Below are 17,523 nucleotides of genomic sequence, written 5' to 3' on the forward strand. Positions count from 1 at the left end.
TACCCCCGCCGGGAGGTCAGACGCGCATCGGCTGGGGCGAGTCCCGGCGCGCCGGGTCGGGGCCGTCGTACTCGCGGATGATCTCGTAGCGCGTGTTGCGCTCCACCGGACGGAAGCCGGCGTCGCGGATCAGCTCCAGCAGGTCCTCGCGGGTCAGCTTGTTCGGCGTGCCGAAGTTGTCCGCGTCATGGGTGATCTTGTACTCGACGACCGAGCCGTCCATGTCGTCCGCGCCGTGCTGCAGGGCCAGCTGGGCGGTCTGCACGCCGTGCATCACCCAGAAGACCTTCACGTGCGGGACGTTGTCGAACAGCAGCCGCGACACCGCGAACGTCTTCAGCGCCTCGGCGCCGGTCGCCATCGTCGTACGGGCCTGAAGGCGGTTGCGGATCTTGCCGTCCTTCATGTCCACGAAGTCGTGCTGGTAGCGCAGCGGGATGAAGACCTGGAAGCCGCCGGTCTCGTCCTGCAGCTCGCGCAGCCGCAGCACGTGGTCGACCCGGTGGCGGGGCTCCTCGATGTGGCCGTACAGCATGGTGCACGGGGTCTTCAGACCCTTCTCGTGCGCCAGGCGGTGGATGCGGGACCAGTCCTCCCAGTGGGTCCTGTGGTCCACGATGTGCTGCCGGACCTCCCAGTCGAAGATCTCCGCCCCGCCGCCGGTCAGCGACTCCAGGCCCGCGTCGATCAGCTCGTCGAGGATCTCGCTCGCGCTCAGCCCGGAGATGGTCTCGAAGTGGTGGATCTCGGTCGCCGTGAACGCCTTCAGGGAGACGTCCGGCAGGGCCTTCTTCAGCTCCCTGAGCGAGCGCGGGTAGTAGCGCCACGGCAGGTTCGGGTGCAGGCCGTTGACGATGTGCAGCTCGGTGAGGTTCTCCGACTCCATCGCCTTGGCGAGCTTCACCGCCTCCTCGATGCGCATCGTGTACGCGTCCTTCTCCCCCGGCTTGCGCTGGAAGGAGCAGTAGGCGCAGGAGGCCGTGCACACGTTGGTCATGTTGAGGTGCCGGTTGACGTTGAAGTGGACCACGTCACCGTTCTTGCGGGTCCGTACCTCGTGCGCGAGACCGCCGAGCCACGCCAGGTCGTCCGACTCGTACAGCGCGATGCCGTCCTCGCGGGTCAGCCGCTCACCGGAGCGGACCTTCTCCTCCAGCTCGCGCTTGAGCCCGACGTCCATGCCAACACGCCCTTTCTACGACAGCACGGCCAACCGTATCCCTAGACCTCTTCGGGCAGCTCCCCGACCCGGTTCTCCCATTTGGTGGAGAGCACGATCGTGGTACGGGTCCGCGAGACGCCCTTGGTGCCGCTGAGCCGCCGGATGATCCGCTCCAGCCCGTCCACGTCGGTCGCGCGCACCTTGAGCATGTAGGAGTCGTCGCCGGCGATGAACCAGCAGTCCTCGATCTCCTGCAGGTCCCGCAGGCGCTGGGCGACGTCCTCGTGGTCGGCGGCGTCGGAGAGCGAGATGCCGATCAGCGCGGTGACGCCGAGGCCGAGCGAGGCCGCGTTCACCGTGGCGCGGTAGCCGGTGATGACACCGGCCGCCTCGAGACGGTTGATCCGGTCGGTGACGCTGGGGCCCGACAGGCCGACGAGGCGCCCCAGCTCCGCGTACGAGGCCCGGCCGTTCTCCCTCAGGGCCTGGATGAGCTGCCTGTCCACCGCGTCCATGCGATCGAAGCCTTCCGGTGAAAGTTCCTGAAGTGATGAGAGGTACTGCTGCTTGCCTTACTCGCCCGGTGCGCCGCCGCCCAGCTCGCCCTTCCAGCGCCGGTACAGGCCGTGCCCGACGCCCGCCGCGTCCAGCACCCGCCCGGCGACGAAGTCCACCAGGTCCTGGATGTGGGTGGCGCCCGCGTAGAAGGCGGGCGAGGTCGGCACGACGCGGGCGCCGGCGTCGTCCAGCGCCACGAGATGCCGCAGGGTCTGGCCGTTCAAGGGGGTCTCCCGGACGGCCACGACCAGCGTCCGGCGCTCTTTCAGGGTGACGCTCGCCGCACGCTGGAGCAGGTCCTTGGACAGCCCGAGCGCCACGCCGGCCACGCACGCGGTGGAGGCGGGCACGATCAGCATGCCCTTCGCCGGGTACGACCCGGAGGACGGCCCCGCGGCGAGGTCGCCGGCGCTCCAGTACCGGACCGCGCTGACGTCGGCGTCGAAGACCCCGGGCTTGCCGTCGGCGCCCCGGGCGAGCCATTCCCGCAGGTCGTCCCGCCAGTGGGCGTCCCGGAACGCGATGCCCGTCTCGTCCAGCAGCGTCAGCCGCGAGGCCCGGCTGACCACGAGGTCGACCGCCTCCCCCGCGTCCAGCAGCGCCCGCAGCACCGCGGCCGCGTACGGCGTCCCGGAAGCCCCGGACACCCCCACGATCCAAGGCACGCGCTGCTTTTCCCCTGCGTTCACACCTTGAGCGTACCGGTGAGTCGGGGAGCGCTCAGGACGGGTGGGGGGCCTTCGGGCCGGCGGGCAGGGAGGCCGCGGGGATCGTCGCTTGCCGAGGGGGGTTCAGGGAGTCAGACCCCGGACCAGGAGGTCAAGCAGCGCGCACACGAACAGGGCAATGCCGATGAACCCGTTGACCGAGAAGAACGCCCGGTTCAGGCGGGACAGGTCGTGTGGGCGGACGATGCGGTGCTCGTAGACGAAGGCGCCGGCGACGATCAGCAGGCCGAGCCAGAAGAACGCGCCCGCGTGGGTCACGAGGGCGTACCAGACGAACAGGGCCGTCGTGATCGTGTGGCAGGCGCGCGCGCCCCAGATGGCGGCGGGAATGCCGAACCGGGCCGGCACCGACATCACGCCGATCTCGCGGTCGGTCTCCACGTCCTGGCAGGCGTAGATCAGGTCGAAGCCGCCGATCCAGACGCCGACGGCGAGGCCGAGGATCACCGCCGTCCAGGACCACTCGCCGGTGATCGCCAGCCAGCCGCCGATCGGGCCCATGGCCTGGGCGAGGCCGAGGATGGCCTGCGGGAAGTTGGTGAACCGCTTGCCGTACGGATACACCACCATCGGGACCACGGCGACGGGGGCCAGCGCCAGGCACAGCGGGTTGAGCAGGGCCGCGGCGCCGAGGAAGACGACGACCGCGATCAGCGCGCCGGTCCACGCGTGCCGGACGGTCATCGCGCCGGTCACCAGTTCGCGGTGGGCCGTACGGGGGTTACGGGCGTCGATCTCGCGGTCGATGATCCGGTTGACGGCCATCGCGAACGTGCGCAGGCCCACCATGCAGACGGTGACCAGCAGCAGCCGGCCCCAGTGGATGTTCCGGTCCCACTCGTACATCGCCGTCAGGGAGGCGATGTAGGCGAAGGGGAGCGCGAAGACCGAGTGCTCGATCATCACCAGGCGCAGGAAGGCCCGCGTCCTGCCCGGCTGGATGACTGCGGTGGTCACAGGCCGTACTCCTTCCAGCGGCGGTCCACCAGGGCCGCCGTCGCCGGGTCCGACAGGACCATGTCCGGCCAGCCCCCGTCCCGGGTGTAGCCCTCCTCGGGCCACTTCTTCGTCGCGTCGATGCCCGCCTTGCCGCCCCAGAACTGCTGGTAGGAGGCGTGGTCGAGATGGTCGACCGGGCCTTCGACGACCGTGAGGTCACGGGCGTAGTCGGTGTTGCCGAGGGCGCGCCAGGCGACCTCGTGCAGGTCGTGCACGTCGCAGTCGGCGTCCACGACCACGATCAGCTTGGTCAGGGACATCATGTGCGCCCCCCAGATCGCGTGCATGACCTTCTGCGCGTGCTTCGGGTACTTCTTGTCGATCGAGACGATCGCGCAGTTGTGGAAGCCGCCGGCCTCGGGCAGGTGGTAGTCCACGATGTCCGGGACGATGATCTTGAGCAGGGGGAGGAAGAAGCGCTCGGTCGCCCGGCCGAGGGGGCCGTCCTCCGTCGGGGGGCGGCCGACGACGATCGACTGGAGCAGCGGCCGCTTCCGCATCGTCACGCAGTCGATCTTCAGCGCGGGGAAGGGTTCCTGCGGGGTGTAGAAGCCGGTGTGGTCGCCGAAGGGGCCCTCGGGCAGCATCTCGCCCGGCTCCAGCCAGCCCTCCAGGACGACCTCGGCGTTCGCCGGCACCTGGAGCGGGACCGTCTTGCAGTCGACCATCTCGATCCGCTTGCCCGCGATGAACCCGGCGAACAGGTACTCGTCGATGTCGCCGGGGAGCGGGGCGGTGGAGGCGTACGTCACGGCCGGCGGGCAGCCGAAGGCGATGGCGACCGGGAGGCGTTCGCCCCTTCTCGCGGCCACCTGGTAGTGGTTGCGGCTGTCCTTGTGGATCTGCCAGTGCATGCCGATGGTGCGCTTGTCGTGGCGCTGGAGGCGGTACAGCCCGAGATTGCGGATGCCCGTCTCGGGGTCCTTGGTGTGGGTGAGCCCCAGGTTGAAGAAGGAGCCGCCGTCCTTGGGCCAGGTGAACAGCGCCGGGAGCCGGTCGAGGTCCACCTCGTCGCCGTGCAGCACGACCTCCTGCACGGGAGCCTCCTTGACCTTCTTCGGCGGCACGTGCGTCATCGCGCCGAGCTTGCCGAAGGCCTCGCGCACGCCGACGAAGCCGTGCGGCAGTTCGGGGCGCAGCAGACCGCCGATCTTCTCGGAGATCTCGCCGTACGACGTCAGGCCCAGCGCCTTCAGCAGCCGCCGGTCGGTGCCGAAGACGTTCATGGCGAGCGGCATCGCCGAGCCCTTCACGTTCTCGAAGAGGAGCGCCGGGCCGCCGGACTTCTGCACCCGGTCGACGATCTCCCCGACCTCGAGATACGGGTCGACCTCGGCCTTGACGCGCTTGAGGTCGCCCTCGCGCTCCAGCGCGCGCAGCAGGGAGCGAAGATCGTCGTAAGCCATGCGGTCCAGTATCGCCGACGGACCGCTCCGGGCCGTTGCCGGGTGCGGGTTCCGGGGGCTCGTATACCCTGCACGCCATGTTCAGGTATCTGCCGTTCCTGCTGGTGCTGGCGCTGTGGATCTATGCCTTCGTGGACTGTCTGAACACCCCGGAGGACGAGGTGCGCCATCTGCCGAAGGTGGTGTGGGTGATCATCATCCTGCTCTTCGGCGAGGTGCTGGTCGGACCGGTGGCCTGGCTGATCACCGGCAGGGCGCGCCGGCCGGTGCCTGCGGGCGGCGCAGAAGCCGGAACCGGGCGGTGGGTCGCCCCCGACGACAACCCCGAGTTCCTCAGGTCCCTGAACAAGGACGATCCCGAGCAGAGCTGATGGAACTCCGGCTGCTCGTCACCTTCGAGAAGGTCGCCACGGCACTGAGCTTCACCCGGGCCGCGGCCGAGCTGTCGTACGCGCAGTCCAGCGTGACCGGTCAGATCCGCGCCCTGGAGTCCTCCCTCGGCGTGGAGCTGTTCGACCGGCTGGGCAGCCGGATCCGGCTCACCGAGGCGGGCGAGCGGCTGCTGCCGTACGCCCGGCAGATCATCGAGCTGGCGGACGAGGCCCGGGCGGCCGTCGTCGAGCCGGAGGAGCCCTCCGGCACGCTCACCGTCGGCACCATGGAGTCGCTCACCTCCTACCGGCTGCCGCCGCTGCTGGAGTACTTCCACCACCGCCACCCCCGGGTGCGGCTCGCGCTGCGCACCACCATCGGCGACGAGACCCGGCAGGCGCTGCGTCAGGGCGCCTACGACGTCGGGTTCCTGATGGAGGAGCAGACCGAGCACCCCGGGCTGGAGAGCGTGGTCCTCACCGTGGAGCCGCTGGCGCTCGTCGCGGCGCCGGGGCACCCCCTGGCGGGAGCGGCCGTCGCCGCCGCGGACCTGGTGGGCCGGCCGCTGCTGGCCACCGAGCCGGGCTGCGCCTACCGGGACCTGTTCGAGCGGGAGCTGAGGACCCTGGGGGCCGTGGACTTCCTGGAGTTCGGCACCATCGAGGCCACCAAGCGCGCGGCGGCGGCCGGCCTCGGGATCGCGCTGCTGCCCGAGGTGACGGTCGCCGCCGAACTCGCGGACGGAAGCCTCGTACGGCTGGACTGGGAGCCGCCGTTCACGCTTCGCACGCAGTTGGCGTGGCGGGCCGGGAAGCGGCTTCCGGCGCATGCGCGACTGTTCGTGGAGCAGGCGCGGCGGCTCGTGGCCGAGCAAGGGTGACCTTCAGGCTCGCCGTCACGATCAGCGGCACGCCCAGCGCCTGGACGAGCCCGATGTGGTGGCCGTAGACCAGCCAGTCCGTCAGCATGGCCACGGCCGGGTAGACGAAGGCCAGCACGGCGATCTTCGCGGTCGGCAGCTTGGCGTACGCCGCGTACATCAGGACGTACATCACCCCGGTGTGGATCAGGCCGAGACCCACCAGCCAGCCCCAGTGCCAGCCCGCGCCGCGCATCGCGCCGAAGTCCGCGAAGGGCAGCAGCAGAGGGATGCCGACCAGGACCTGGACGAGGGCGATCAGGTGCGGGCGTACCCCGCTGATCCGCTTGGTGACCAAGGTCGACAAGCCGTAGAGCAGGGCCGCGAGGAGCGCCTGGCCGACGCCGAGCAGGTACGACCCGCCGCCCGTGAAGTCGCCGGGCGTGACCCCGGAGACCAGGACGAGACCGGCGAAGGCCACCGCGATCCAGCCGGCCTTGGCGGCGGTGAGCCGTTCGCGGAACAGCAGGGCGCCGAGCAGGACCACGTAGAAGGGCTGCGTGTGGTAGACGACCGTGGCCACGGAGATGGACGTGTTCGCGTACGACTGGAACAGCAGCACCCAGTTGAAGACGATGAACACCCCGCCCAGTACGGCGAGTCCGAGGGTGCGGCGGGTGAACCCGTGGTCGCGGAGCCATCCCCGGGCGGTGACGTAGCCGCCGAGGGCGAGAGCGCCGAACAGGACGCGGAAGAAGACGACGTCGAAGGGCGGGGCTCCCGATTCGACGACGAAGACGCCGAGGGTCCCCGAGAGCATCATGGCGGTGGTCAGCTGGGCGGTGCCCTTGAGTTCCGGAGTCATGACCTCGACGCTAGGACCGGCCCGGACACCGGTCCACGCGCGCGTGCGGGGCGTTCCCGATGGGCCCATCGGCGGCGCCGATGGGCGCAGGTCACTGGAAGACGGCCACCGGGTACTGGAGCACGACCTCGCGGGTGTCGGGGCGCCAGGTCGTCACCTTGCCCAGGCAGTGGGCCCGGAACTGGCCCTCGGGCAGCTTCCTGTCGCCCGAGGGGCGCAGCCCGCCGACACGCAGGACCACCCGCAGGTGCGCCGACTGCTCGCCGTCGCCGTAGGAGGCCCGCATCACCAGGGTGTCCCCCGCGGCCTCCTGGGCCTCGAACCGGCCGGTGATCATGACGAATTCGCCGATCTCGCTGAGCACCACGTGGTCCGTGACCCCGGCGGCGAGGAGGGCGCGGTTCGGCCTGACCGTCGCCGGTCTCTCCTGCAGCCGCACCCGGGCGAGCCCGTCGCCCCGCTGCAGCACGGACAGCAGCAGACCGATCACCTGGATCGGCTCGCTCTCCTTGACGTACTTGGCGACGATCTCGGTGGCGCGGTCCCCGTGGAGCTGGAACATCCACGACAGCACCGGGATCGCCGCCAGCCAGCCGGTGTTGCGCACGTTCCGCTCCTCGACCTCCTTGCGCAGCGCCGACTGGTGGTTGCGCATCTTGAACACGTCCATGACCGCGTCGTTGTCCAGGTACAGCGGAAGGTAGTGGGGCTCCTCAGCCCGCTTCCCTAGCCGCTTCAGGACGGACCGGACGCCGAGCACCACCAGCGTCACCAGGCCGGCGAAGGCCACCAGCCACCACACCATCGCGCCCCACCAGGCGCTCCACCAGGTGCCGTCAAGAACAGCCACGGATCTCCTTGAACGCGGCGGACAGGGACTGTGCGCGGGCGTCGACCATGCGGCCGCCGGTCACCGCGGCGACCTGGCGCAGTTCGGCCGCGTCGGCGTCGCCGAAGTGGACGGGGTAGGTGTGCACGGCCCGGACGTCGGCCGGGCGGGAGCGGTAGCGGCTGACGAAACCGGCGCGGTCGAGGCCCGCGTTGTTCTCGCCGTCGGTCATCAGCACGATGGACACCGCCCGCCCCGGGTCCTCGCGCACGGTCGTCTCCGCGGCGCCGTAGCCGTGGTCCAGGGCGGACCAGACGGCCGTCGAGCCGTCGTAGCCGCCGCCGGCGACGAAGTCGGTGAGGGCCGTGAGGTCGGCGGCGCCGTGCACGGTGACGGTGCGCTCGTCCAGCACGCGTCCGCCGAAGCGGATCACGGTCAGCTTCTCGCCCTGGTAGAAGCGGACGAACTTGCCCGCGGCGGAGGAGTCCGCCCCGCTGAGCCCGGCGAACGCGGCCTGGAGCGCGGCCGTGCGGGCGCCGCGCATCGAGGTGGAGAAGTCCAGCAGGAAGATCACCTGGTCGGCGGCCCGGCGCCGGGGGTCGCCGTAGTCGGCGAGCAGCCGGTCCAGCACGGCCGGGTCGTCCGGGAAGTACAGGGCGTTGTCCAGGGGCGCGGTGAGCCGGGGGTCGCGGGCGACGGCGGTGCTCACCGGGCGGCGCAGCGTCCGCCGCATGATCTCCCGCTGATGGCCGGCGGTGGTCAGCCACGACACCACCCGGTCGTAGGCGTCCCGGCTGCGCTGGTCGAGCAGCAGCAGCGGATAGTCGGACAGCACCATGCCGTCGGCGGGGTGGACGATCTCGAGGGGCTGCTTCAGCCGGCCGGAGGCGTTCAGGGTGAGCAGTTCGGACTCGTAGGTGATCAGGGCGTTGGTGCGGCCGGGGTGCTCGGCGAACGCGTCCAGCAGGGCGTGGGAGCTCTCGGCGGTGAGGGTCTGCCCGGAGCGGAAGCCGCGCAGCCGGTCGCAGCTGACGTCCTGCGGGCGCAGCGCGGCGCCGGTGCCGGCGGCGGCGGTGGCGACGCCGACCAGCGCGGCCAGCCCGCTGTTGCTGCGCCGGGGATCGGCCATGCCGAAGCGCACGGTGCCCGTGGCGGCGGCGTCGGCGAGGTCCGCCCAGGACAGCCGGCCGCCGGGCTCCTGGGCGCGCAGGGCGCCGGCCGCCTCGGGGGTGAGGCCGACGACGACCGGGGACCGCATGATCGAGGTGCTCTGCACGACGGTGGCCGGACGGGTCCCGGCGGCCTTCTTCGCCTTCAGCCGGAAGTAGCGGTCGGAGGACAGCCAGGCCAGGTCGTAGGAGTGACGGCCGGTCAGCAGGGTGTCGCCGGCGGCGTTGGTGGCCCGGTAGTCCATGTCCAGGCGGACCCCGGTGTCCTGCCGGAGCCGGTCCAGCAGCGGCTCCATGTCGGTGAGTTCGTCGCTGGCCAGGACGTGCAGGGTGGTGTCGGGGCCGCCGCCTCCGCCGGAGCAGGAGACGAGTCCGCCGAGTGCGGCGAGCAGGACCAGGCACAGCGCGGCCGGCAGCGCGCGGCTCCTCACGGCGCCTCCTGGCCGGCCGCCGACCGGGCCACCGGGGCGCAGTCGCCGACGACCTCGATCATCTTCTCCAGCAGGTCGAGCCGGGGCAGCACGGCCTTGGTGTCGTCGTCCGACAGCAGCGGCGCCTGGATGTGGTGGCCGGTGAGGAACCGGGTCAGCTGGTCGCTGGTGGCGGAGGCGCCCTGGGCGTCGCGGACCCGGAAGCCCAGCTGCATGGCGCGCCTCTGCAGCGCCGGGTCCGTGCTGATCAGCTCGCCGAGGCGGGCGCCGTCCGGGGTGAGCGCGATGAGCTGCGGCTCGGTGACGAACCGGGCGGAGGGGTAGAGCAGGACGCGTTCGCCGTCGACGTGCCCGGTGCTCTCCTCGGTGGCGATCTGGTGGGCCAGGAACTGGTGCTCGTAGATCACCGCGATCGGCGAGATGCTCTTGCCCTCGGCGGAGACGTACGTCTCGTTCTTCTCCGCGGACGGCATGCCCTGGTCGTTCAGCAGGAGCCTTATGCGCTCGGCGAACCGGGTCGCCTCGGCCGTGTTCTGCGGGATGTCGTCGTGGTTCCAGACGTAGGAGACGAGCCCCAGATAGGTGCCGGCGGAGTTGGCCTCGCAGATGTCGGAGGTCTGGGCGAGCACCTTGTTGCCGTTGTGTATGCCGTGGCTGTCTATGCCGATGCGTCTGCCGGCGCGGTCGGTGCCGAGCCGGTCCCAGCGGCGGCCGTCGGCGGTCGCCCGCAGGAACTTCTGCATGTCGAGGGAGTAGTACAGGGGCTTCTGCCCGGCGGGCACGCCCGGTAACGGGGTGGCGATCCCGGCGTCCTGGAGCGTCTCGGCGTACTCGCGGTAGGTGCCGAGCACGATCGGGCTGACGAACGGGCGGTACGTCGTCGCCGGGTGCCCCTCGGCCGCGCGTTTCCTGGTGATCAGGTCGGCGGCGGGCTGCCCGGAGGGGAACACCACGTCGTAGCCGTCGTAGCTCTGGGCGGCGATACCCCGCGAGCCCATGCGGGTGATGTGCACGCGGAAGCCGTGCCGGATGAGCAGCCGCTGGACCTCGGGGTCCTCGAAGTAGTCGGCCTTGGAGGCCATCTTGGCCTCGATCGTGGTGATGCGGGTCAGCGGCAGGCCGGCATGGCCCTGGGCGAGGACGACGACCGCGCACAGGGCGGTGACGGCGGCGACGGCGCGCGGGAACCAGCGGCGCGCCGCGGAGCCCTGCGGGATCGCCGGCTCCCCGACCCGCAGGCGGGGCTCACCGGTCCGACGGGGCATTTCGGTATCGGCTCTGTGTGGGGCCACCCGTGTCTCCTGCGTCAGCTGGGACAGGATCGTCCACCGCCCGGACGTTGGCGGCGGAAACGCCCAACGAACGCAAGAAGAAAGGAATGTGAAACTCCGTCAGAAAATGGAACCGATCGGTCCGCCAACCCGTCAGGAGACGTCGTCGCGCAGCGGCCGAGTTCACCCTTCAGGAGGCGGCTGAGGCGCACCGGCTGATGGGCGGCCGGACGAGCACGGGCAAGCTGCTGCTGCGCGTGGCTCGCTGATTGCACGTCAAGTGTCCTTGCTCGCTGCATACTTGGCGGCGCATAACGACTTGCCATCCCCGTCACGGGCGTTGTTAATGGTCGTCACCGAGTTGCGAGGGATCAAGGACCTCTGGGGGACAGAAGCAGATGCAGAACGGCCAGCCGCCCGAGCGCCCGGCCCAGGGCCCGCCACCGGCGCCCGCGGCCGCCCCGCCGGCCACCGCACCGGCTCCGCCGGCCACCGCGCCGCCCGCGGCTCCGCCCATGCCGGACGTCCCCGCGCCACCGGCGCGGCCCGCTCCCGCCAGGATCGACATCCGGGTGAGCAAGGGGATCCTGTGGATCGGCGCGGCGGTGTACCCGCTGGCGAACATCGCCCGTGTCTACACGTTCGTGATGCGTCCCAGGCGCAAGGAGGCGGTGCTGCGGTTCCTGCGGTACACCGCGGGGACGGTGGTCGTCGCCATCGTCGCGGCGCTGCCGGGACTGCCCGTCCTGGCCCTGAGCGGAGGGGACTCCGGCGGTGGTTACCTCACCGTCGTCTGGCTGCTGGCCATCGCCGCGGAGATCTTCTTCTTCGCCGAGATGATGTCCGTCCTGACCGCCTCCCCGCACCACGTCCTCGCGGTCGAGACCTCGGGCGCCTCCACCGCGCTGGTCACCAGCCCGGACCCGCAGTTCCTGGACCAGGTCGTCGGCCAGATCTCGTACGCCATCGACCACCCGGACACCGGGTTCAAGGTCACGGTGGAGAGCCTCACCTTCGCGCCGAGGAACTACTACTTCGGCGACAACGTCAACATGTACGGCGGCAGCGGAAACGTGGGGATCGGCGCATGAGCACGAACTACTACTACGGCGACAACGTGAACATGTACGGCGGGCAGAACAACAAGGGCATCGTCAAGAACGAGGCCGGCGCCGCCCAGCAGGACCCGGCCCTGGCCGCCGCCCTCGCCGAACTGCACGGGCTGATCGCCGAGTTGCGCACCCGGGTGCCGGCCGCCGACGCCCAGCTCCTGGACGACTCGCTGCCCGCCCTCAGCCCCGACGCCGCCGTGCCCGCGCAGACGCGGCGGGGCGCACTGATGGCGATCGCCGGGATCGCGGGCACCGTCGGCGCGGTCGGGCAGCCCGTCGCCGAGGCGGTCCGCGCGATCGTCGCGATGATCAGCGGCTAGGCCCTGTCTGACAAGCCCTGGGCCCACAGGCCCAGGGTCCACAGCGGCCGTGCCCCGTGCGGAGACGGCGCGGTGCTGGGATCCTGGGACCGGACGACCCCGAGCTGCGGAGCGAGGACACAGGTGACCGACGTGCGTGTTCCCACCATCGACCTGCGGCCCTGGCTGGACGGCGACGAGGAGAGCCGGGCCGCCCTCGCCCGTACCGTCGACTCCGCGCTGCAGACCGCCGGGTTCCTGCTGGTCACCGGGCACGGGGTGGAGCCGGAGCTGCGGGCGGGGATCCGGCGGGCGGCGCGGGAGTTCTTCCTGCTGCCCGTCGAGGTCAAGCAGCGGTACGAGGCGAAGGTCGGCGGCCGCGGCTGGCTGGGGCCCGGCGCCGAGGCCAACGGGTACGCGGAGGGCACCGAGACGCCGCCCGACCTGAAGGAGTCGCTGACCTTCGCGACCGACGAGCCCTTCGGCGACCCCGTGGTCGACGCCGAGTGGTACATCCCCAACGTGTGGCCGGCCGAGGTCCCGCAGCTCCGGACGCTCTGCCGGACCTATCTGTCCCGCATGGCCGCCCTGGAGAAGGAGCTGCTGTCGCTGCTCGGCTACGCGCTCGGGCTCGGACGGGACTTCTTCTCCCGGCACATGAACCGTCCGACGTACGGCTTCAACATCAACTGGTATCCGGGCACCGAGGTCGTCGGCGAGCCGCTGCCGGGGCAGTTCCGGATCGGGCCGCACACCGACTTCGGGACCGTGACCATCCTCGACCGGCAGGCCGGCAAGGGCGGGCTGCAGGTGTACACGGACGCCGGCGGCTGGGAGGACGCGCCGTACGATCCCGCCGCGTTCACCATCAACATCGGTGACCTGCTGGCCCGTTGGACCGGCGACCGGTGGCGGTCCGGGCGGCACCGGGTGCTGCCGCCGCCGGCCGACGCACCCGCGGAGGAGCTGATGTCGCTCGTGTACTTCGGCGAGTGCGACCCGGGCACCCGGGTGGAGTCCGTGCCCGCGCCGGTGGGCCGGGTGGCGTACCCGCCCGTCGACTCCCATGTGTACCTGCGCGAGAAACTCGACTCGATCACCGTCCGCTGAACCGCACCGCCGCCGGTCACCGTCCGTTCTTCACTTCCGCGTTCGGGCCGCCACCCGTTCCGTGGGAAAGGGCCCGGCGGGCATGTCCCGGCCGCGTCCCGCGGCATCGCCTTGAAGGGGGTGCGAGGGCGCTCCCGGAGGGACGCCCGGCACGCGATCGTCGCCCGCTGGCTCGCCTCGGTGGCCCACGCGGGCCTGTCCGCGGTGGCCTGACCGCCGCCGCCCTAGGTGAACTGCCCGGGCAGGGGTTCCAAGGGCTCGCCGGGTTCCGGGGGCCCGGCGGCTTTCGGGGGCTCGGCGGCTTTCGGGGGCTCGGCCGGTTTCCGGGGCTGCCGTCCCGGAAGGCCCTGTGGGGACTCCAGGATTTCGATCAGGCGTTCGAATCTGCTGCGCCAGACCGCCTCCGATGGCCCCTCGCCCTGGAACTCGTGGGTGAACCGCAGGACGCTCTCCGCGTCCTCGCCCCGTTCCAGGTGGAACCGGATCCGGCCGCCGCCCTCGACGGTGTACTCCGCGACCCGGTCCACGTCCCAGGCGGTGACCCGGCCGGAGCCCAGGTCCCGCAGGGTGACCGCGCCGTCCAGGCGGGGCTCGAGAACGTCGGCGGCGGTGCACCACGCCCCGAGCCCCTCGGGGGTGGCCACCGCCGGCCAGACGTCCTCCATGCGCCTCGGGAGCCGCACGAGGAGGTGGAGTATGTGCGTGTTCCCGTGGGTCTGGCTGGTGCCCTGTGCGATGGAACCGCTCATGACACCAGTGTCACCGACCGGGCTCTCACACGCCCGCGTAGGAGTGCTTGCCGGTCACGAAGATGTTGACGCCGTAGTAGTTGAACAGCCAGCAGGCGAAGGCGAGCATCGCCAGGTAGGCGGCCTTGCGGCCCTTCCAGCCGGCCGTGGCGCGGGCGTGCAGGTAGCAGGCGTAGCCGACCCAGGTGATGAAGGACCAGGTCTCCTTGGGGTCCCAGTTCCAGTAGCGGCCCCAGGCGTCGCCGGCCCAGATCGCGCCCGCGATGATCGTGAACGTCCACAGCGGGAAGACGGCCGCGTTGACCCGGTAGGCGAACTTGTCCAGCGAGGCGGAGGCGGGCAGCCGCTCCAGCACCGAGGTGGCGAAGGCGCCCGGCTTGCCGCCGGTCTGCAGCTTGGTCTCGTAGGCGTCCTTGAACAGGTACAGGATCGTGGCGACCGCGCCGACGTAGAACACCGCGCCGCAGAAGATCGCGGTGGAGACGTGGATGTACAGCCAGTACGAGTGCAGCGCCGGGACGAGCTGGTCGCTCGCCGTGTACAGGACGGTGACGGCGAGGCCGAGGTCGAGCAGGACCGTGGTGATCAGGAACAGCCCGAGCCAGCGCACGTTCTTCTTCAGCGCCAGCAGCGCGAGGTACACGCCGACGGCGACGGTGGAGAAGGTGATGTTGAACTCGTACATGTTGCCCCACGGCGCCCGCTGCACGGAGGCCGCACGGGCGACGACGCCGCCCAGCTCCACCAGGAAGGCGAGCACGGTGAGGGACACGGCGACGCGTCCGTACAGGTCGCCCTGCGCGTCCCCGCCGTGCGCGCCGGGACCGTCCGGCACGTCACGGGCGCCGGATGCGGACCGCACCACGACCTTGGGCCGCTCCAGCACGGTGGTGCCCCCGGCCTGCTTCACGGTGACGGCCGGCCCGCTCGCCTTCGCGGCGGTCCCGGCGGTCAGCGCGGCGGCCGTACGGGCCACCTTGCTGCGGCTGCCGAAGAGCCATTCGGCGATGTACGCGAAGAAGGCCAGGGTGTAGACGGCCATCGACGAGTAGATCAGCGTGTTGCTGATGCTCGCCAGGTGTTCGTTGGTTGCGGCGGCGAGAGTCACTTCTCAGCCCCTTCGGCAGATGCGACTGGGGTGTCGGGGGATGGGGAAGGTTCGTCGTCGGGGTCGGGTGCCCCCGGCGCCTGGTCGTAGAGGATTCCGGCGAGGTCGCCGAGTTCCTCGGGCACCTTGGCGGACTCGCTGCGGCCGAGGCCGGCCATCTCCACGACCGTCACGCCGTCGGCGCCGCGCACCGCGCGCACCCACACCCGGCGGCGCTGGATGAACAGGGACGCGGCCAGACCGAAGATCGCGGCGAGGGCGCCGCCGAGCGCCCAGCCGCTGCCCGGCTCCTGGACGATCTCGAAGCCGGCCCACTGCTTGATGTCCTTCTCGAAGGTGAGGGACCCGGCGCCGTTCGGCAGGGTGAGCGTGTCGCCGGGCTGGAGCAGCTTCTTCAGCAGCTGGCCCTTGCTGTCCTTGAACGCCTTCATGTGCGTCTTGTCCAGCTGGTACACGCTCTGCGGGATGCCGGAGTTCACGCCCAGGTCGCCGTGGTAGGCGTTCACCGCGAGCAGCGGGTTCACCAGCGCGGGGAACCGGGAGAGCATCGTGCCGCTCCTGGGGTCGAAGGTCGGCACGAAGAAGGCCTGGAAGCCGAGCTGTTCGGACTTGCCCTGGGCGTTCTTGTAGCCGTCCATCACCTTGACCACGCCGTTGGAGGTGACGTTTCCGTCGAGCGGCAGCAGCGGTACGGCGTCGTGGTAGACGACGTTGCCCTTGCCGTCGCGGACGGTGATGACCGGCGCGTAGCCGTGGCTGACGAGGTAGACCTTGGCGTCGCCGATGTGCAGCGGGGAGTTGACCTTGATGGTGGTCGTCTTCTCCTTGCCGTACGCGCCCTGGCTGTAGTCGATCTTCGCCTGGTAGGTGCGCGGCGTGCCCCGGTTCGGGCCGTTGACCTCGTAGGTACCGGTGAACTTCTTCAGGTCGAAGCTGAACGGCACCAGGTCGTCGTTCTGGAACAGGCTGCCGGACTTGAAGTCGTCGTACTGCGACAGGGCGTTGGAGAACCCGTCGCCCTCGACCACCAGCTTGGTGCCGTCCGACTTGTACATCTGGCCCCAGGCGAACGCGACCAGCAGCACGATCAGGGCGATGTGGAAGACCAGGTTGCCCACCTCGCGCAGATAGCCCTTCTCGGCGGCGACGGCGTCACCGGCGACGTGGGCGCGGAAGCGGCGCTTCTTCAGCAGGGCGAGCGCGGCCTCACGGACCTGCTCGGGCTCGGCCGCCGTACGCCAGGTCGTGTAGGCGGGCAGCCGGGTCAGGCGCCTCGGCGCACCCGGCGGCCGGCCGCGCAGCTGGCCGACGAACTGCCAGGTGCGCGGGACGATGCAGCCGATGAGGGAGACGAACAGCAGGATGTAGATCGCGGAGAACCACACCGAGCTGTAGACGTGGAACAGGCCGAGCTTGTCGTAGACCGGCGCGAGCGTCTTGTGGGCCTTGCGGAAGTCGTCGACCTTGTTGAGGTCGGCGCCGGTCTGCGGGATGAGCGAGCCGGGGATCGCGGCGAGCGAGAGCAGCAGGAGCAGCAGCAGCGCCACCCGCATCGAGGTCAGCTGCCGCCAGAACCAGCGGGCCCAGCCGAGGACGCCGAGGCCGGGTGCGGCGGCCGGTTCCTCGCGCGGGGCGGTGGACAGCTGGGAGCCGGCGGCGCCGAGGTCCTCCTGGTCCTGGCCGCGGGGCTCCCGGCTGTTGTCGGTTTCGGTCGTGCTCATCGATCAGATCCCCACAGTGAAGCCGTCGGACCAGGTCTGCATCTGCTGCACCAGACTGTCCCAGGCGCCGGTCAGCAGCAGCACGCCGGTCACGATCATCATCGTGCCGCCGATGCGCATGACCCAGACGTAGTGGCGCTTGACCCAGCCGAAGGCGCCGAGCACCTTGCGGAAGGCGATCGCGGCGAGCACGAACGGCACGCCGAGGCCCACGCAGTAGGCGATCATCAGCACCGCGCCGCGTCCGGCGCTCGACTGGTTCATGGACAGGAGGTTCACGGACGCGAGGGTCGGGCCGATGCAGGGCGTCCAGCCTATGCCGAACAGCGCGCCGAGGACGGGCGCGCCGATCAGACCCGCGGCCGGCCTCTTGTGGAAGCGGAACTCGCGCTGGGTGAGCCAGGGCACCAGCCCCATGAAGAAGACGCCCATGACGATCATGAGCACGCCGAGCACCCTGGACAGCGTGCCCTGGTACTCGCGCAGGGTGGAGCCGAAGAAGCCGAACAGCGCTCCGCCGGAGACGAACACGGCGCTGAAGCCGAGCACGAACAGGGCGGCCCCGCCGACCATCCGGCCCCGCCGGGCCTCGGCCAGGTCGGTGCCGGCGACTCCGGTGACGTAGGAGAGGTAGCCGGGGACCAGGGGCAGGACGCAGGGCGAGAAGAAGGAGACGAGCCCGCCGAGCAGCGCGACCGGCAGGGCGATCAGCAGGGCGCCGTTGAGGACCGTCTCGTTCTGGCCCGTCACGGCCAGCGTCACCAGGGCGCTCACG

The 17,523-nt window shown here is 70.8% G+C and carries 18 protein-coding genes; 5 read left to right on the forward strand and 13 right to left on the reverse strand.

Annotated elements, in window-relative coordinates:
* Positions 1–16: 16 nt before the first annotated feature.
* The 5 genes from mqnE to OG956_RS14830 all read right to left on the reverse strand — a co-directional run bounded on the left by mqnE (position 17) and on the right by OG956_RS14830 (position 4,853).
* Positions 17–1,180, reverse strand: a complete 1,164-nt coding sequence (mqnE, locus tag OG956_RS14810; protein WP_330338437.1) for an aminofutalosine synthase MqnE — start codon at positions 1,178–1,180, stop codon at positions 17–19.
* Between the two features lie 41 nt (positions 1,181–1,221).
* Entirely contained in the window at positions 1,222–1,677 is a 456-nt protein-coding gene (locus OG956_RS14815) for an Lrp/AsnC family transcriptional regulator (RefSeq protein ID WP_330338438.1), read from the reverse strand.
* 57 nt (positions 1,678–1,734) lie between these two features.
* Positions 1,735–2,385 carry a UbiX family flavin prenyltransferase gene (locus tag OG956_RS14820; RefSeq protein WP_330342841.1) on the reverse strand — a complete coding sequence of 217 codons (651 nt, stop codon included), beginning with the start codon at positions 2,383–2,385 and terminating at the stop codon, positions 1,735–1,737.
* Positions 2,386–2,511: 126 nt separating this feature from the next.
* Positions 2,512–3,405: a menaquinone biosynthesis prenyltransferase MqnP gene (gene mqnP / locus OG956_RS14825; RefSeq protein WP_330338439.1), complete on the reverse strand. Its 894-nt coding sequence runs from the start codon at positions 3,403–3,405 to the stop codon at positions 2,512–2,514.
* Positions 3,402–4,853 carry a menaquinone biosynthesis decarboxylase gene (locus tag OG956_RS14830; RefSeq protein WP_330338440.1) on the reverse strand — a complete coding sequence of 484 codons (1,452 nt, stop codon included), beginning with the start codon at positions 4,851–4,853 and terminating at the stop codon, positions 3,402–3,404. Before OG956_RS14830 ends, mqnP begins: the two co-directional genes overlap by 4 nt.
* Positions 4,854–4,930: 77 nt before the next feature.
* On the opposite strand from OG956_RS14830, the gene OG956_RS14835 reads away from it, so the two are divergent.
* Both OG956_RS14835 and OG956_RS14840 read left to right on the forward strand, forming a co-directional pair.
* Positions 4,931–5,224 carry a PLD nuclease N-terminal domain-containing protein gene (locus OG956_RS14835; RefSeq protein WP_330338441.1) on the forward strand — a complete coding sequence of 98 codons (294 nt, stop codon included), beginning with the start codon at positions 4,931–4,933 and terminating at the stop codon, positions 5,222–5,224.
* Positions 5,224–6,105 (forward strand): LysR family transcriptional regulator, encoded by an 882-nt coding sequence (locus OG956_RS14840; RefSeq protein WP_330338442.1) that lies wholly within the window; start codon positions 5,224–5,226, stop codon positions 6,103–6,105. Before OG956_RS14835 ends, OG956_RS14840 begins: the two co-directional genes overlap by 1 nt.
* On the opposite strand, the gene OG956_RS14845 is transcribed toward OG956_RS14840, so the two are convergent.
* From OG956_RS14845 to OG956_RS14860, 4 genes are all read right to left on the reverse strand, one after another.
* Positions 6,002–6,949 carry a DMT family transporter gene (locus OG956_RS14845; RefSeq protein WP_330338443.1) on the reverse strand — a complete coding sequence of 316 codons (948 nt, stop codon included), beginning with the start codon at positions 6,947–6,949 and terminating at the stop codon, positions 6,002–6,004. The genes OG956_RS14840 and OG956_RS14845 overlap by 104 nt on opposite strands.
* Before the next feature lie 91 nt (positions 6,950–7,040).
* Positions 7,041–7,799 (reverse strand): hypothetical protein, encoded by a 759-nt coding sequence (locus tag OG956_RS14850; RefSeq protein WP_330338444.1) that lies wholly within the window; start codon positions 7,797–7,799, stop codon positions 7,041–7,043.
* Positions 7,786–9,378 carry a vWA domain-containing protein gene (locus OG956_RS14855; protein ID WP_330338445.1) on the reverse strand — a complete coding sequence of 531 codons (1,593 nt, stop codon included), beginning with the start codon at positions 9,376–9,378 and terminating at the stop codon, positions 7,786–7,788. The genes OG956_RS14850 and OG956_RS14855 overlap by 14 nt, the downstream gene beginning before the upstream one ends.
* Entirely contained in the window at positions 9,375–10,643 is a 1,269-nt protein-coding gene (locus tag OG956_RS14860) for a hypothetical protein (protein WP_330338446.1), read from the reverse strand. Before OG956_RS14860 ends, OG956_RS14855 begins: the two co-directional genes overlap by 4 nt.
* A 404-nt stretch (positions 10,644–11,047) precedes the next feature.
* Between OG956_RS14860 and OG956_RS14865 the strand changes: the two genes are divergently transcribed.
* The 3 genes from OG956_RS14865 (at position 11,048) to OG956_RS14875 (ending at position 13,170) form a co-directional block, all read left to right on the forward strand.
* Positions 11,048–11,740, forward strand: a complete 693-nt coding sequence (locus tag OG956_RS14865; RefSeq protein WP_330338447.1) for a DUF6232 family protein — start codon at positions 11,048–11,050, stop codon at positions 11,738–11,740.
* A complete protein-coding gene (locus OG956_RS14870; RefSeq protein ID WP_330338448.1) occupies positions 11,737–12,081 on the forward strand; it encodes a hypothetical protein in 345 nt (114 codons plus the stop codon). The genes OG956_RS14865 and OG956_RS14870 overlap by 4 nt, the downstream gene beginning before the upstream one ends.
* A gap of 123 nt (positions 12,082–12,204) precedes the next feature.
* A complete protein-coding gene (locus tag OG956_RS14875) occupies positions 12,205–13,170 on the forward strand; it encodes an isopenicillin N synthase family dioxygenase (protein ID WP_330338449.1) in 966 nt (321 codons plus the stop codon).
* 224 nt (positions 13,171–13,394) lie between these two features.
* Here the strand turns inward: OG956_RS14875 and OG956_RS14880 are convergent, their stop codons facing one another.
* From OG956_RS14880 to OG956_RS14895, 4 genes are read right to left on the reverse strand one after another with little or no spacing between them, the layout of a single operon-like run.
* Positions 13,395–13,919, reverse strand: coding sequence for a hypothetical protein (locus OG956_RS14880; RefSeq protein WP_330338450.1), 525 nt, complete (start codon positions 13,917–13,919; stop codon positions 13,395–13,397).
* A gap of 25 nt (positions 13,920–13,944) precedes the next feature.
* Positions 13,945–15,027: a c-type cytochrome biogenesis protein CcsB gene (gene ccsB, locus OG956_RS14885; RefSeq protein ID WP_330338451.1), complete on the reverse strand. Its 1,083-nt coding sequence runs from the start codon at positions 15,025–15,027 to the stop codon at positions 13,945–13,947.
* On the reverse strand, positions 15,024–16,748 hold the full coding sequence (gene resB, locus OG956_RS14890; RefSeq protein ID WP_330338452.1) for a cytochrome c biogenesis protein ResB: 1,725 nt from the start codon (positions 16,746–16,748) through the stop codon (positions 15,024–15,026). Before resB ends, ccsB begins: the two co-directional genes overlap by 4 nt.
* A 3-nt stretch (positions 16,749–16,751) precedes the next feature.
* Complete coding sequence (locus OG956_RS14895; protein WP_330338453.1) at positions 16,752–17,522, reverse strand: cytochrome c biogenesis CcdA family protein; 771 nt, start codon at positions 17,520–17,522, stop codon at positions 16,752–16,754.
* Position 17,523: the final 1 nt, after the last annotated feature.

It is taken from the genome of Streptomyces sp. NBC_00557 (assembly GCF_036345995.1).
GTDB lineage: Bacteria > Actinomycetota > Actinomycetes > Streptomycetales > Streptomycetaceae > Streptomyces.

Bases quoted from the DNA above. Each gene is read 5' to 3' on its own strand.
- OG956_RS14870 (WP_330338448.1), top strand. From the start codon at position 11,737: ATGAGCACGAACTACTACTACGGCGACAACGTGAACATGTACGGCGGG.
- OG956_RS14880 (WP_330338450.1), bottom strand. From the start codon at position 13,919: ATGAGCGGTTCCATCGCACAGGGCACCAGCCAGACCCACGGGAACACG.
- OG956_RS14840 (WP_330338442.1), top strand. From the start codon at position 5,224: ATGGAACTCCGGCTGCTCGTCACCTTCGAGAAGGTCGCCACGGCACTG.
- mqnE (WP_330338437.1), bottom strand. From the start codon at position 1,180: ATGGACGTCGGGCTCAAGCGCGAGCTGGAGGAGAAGGTCCGCTCCGGT.
- OG956_RS14860 (WP_330338446.1), bottom strand. From the start codon at position 10,643: ATGCCCCGTCGGACCGGTGAGCCCCGCCTGCGGGTCGGGGAGCCGGCG.
- OG956_RS14845 (WP_330338443.1), bottom strand. From the start codon at position 6,949: ATGACTCCGGAACTCAAGGGCACCGCCCAGCTGACCACCGCCATGATG.
- OG956_RS14865 (WP_330338447.1), top strand. From the start codon at position 11,048: ATGCAGAACGGCCAGCCGCCCGAGCGCCCGGCCCAGGGCCCGCCACCG.
- OG956_RS14830 (WP_330338440.1), bottom strand. From the start codon at position 4,853: ATGGCTTACGACGATCTTCGCTCCCTGCTGCGCGCGCTGGAGCGCGAG.
- resB (WP_330338452.1), bottom strand. From the start codon at position 16,748: ATGAGCACGACCGAAACCGACAACAGCCGGGAGCCCCGCGGCCAGGAC.
- OG956_RS14815 (WP_330338438.1), bottom strand. From the start codon at position 1,677: ATGGACGCGGTGGACAGGCAGCTCATCCAGGCCCTGAGGGAGAACGGC.
- OG956_RS14835 (WP_330338441.1), top strand. From the start codon at position 4,931: ATGTTCAGGTATCTGCCGTTCCTGCTGGTGCTGGCGCTGTGGATCTAT.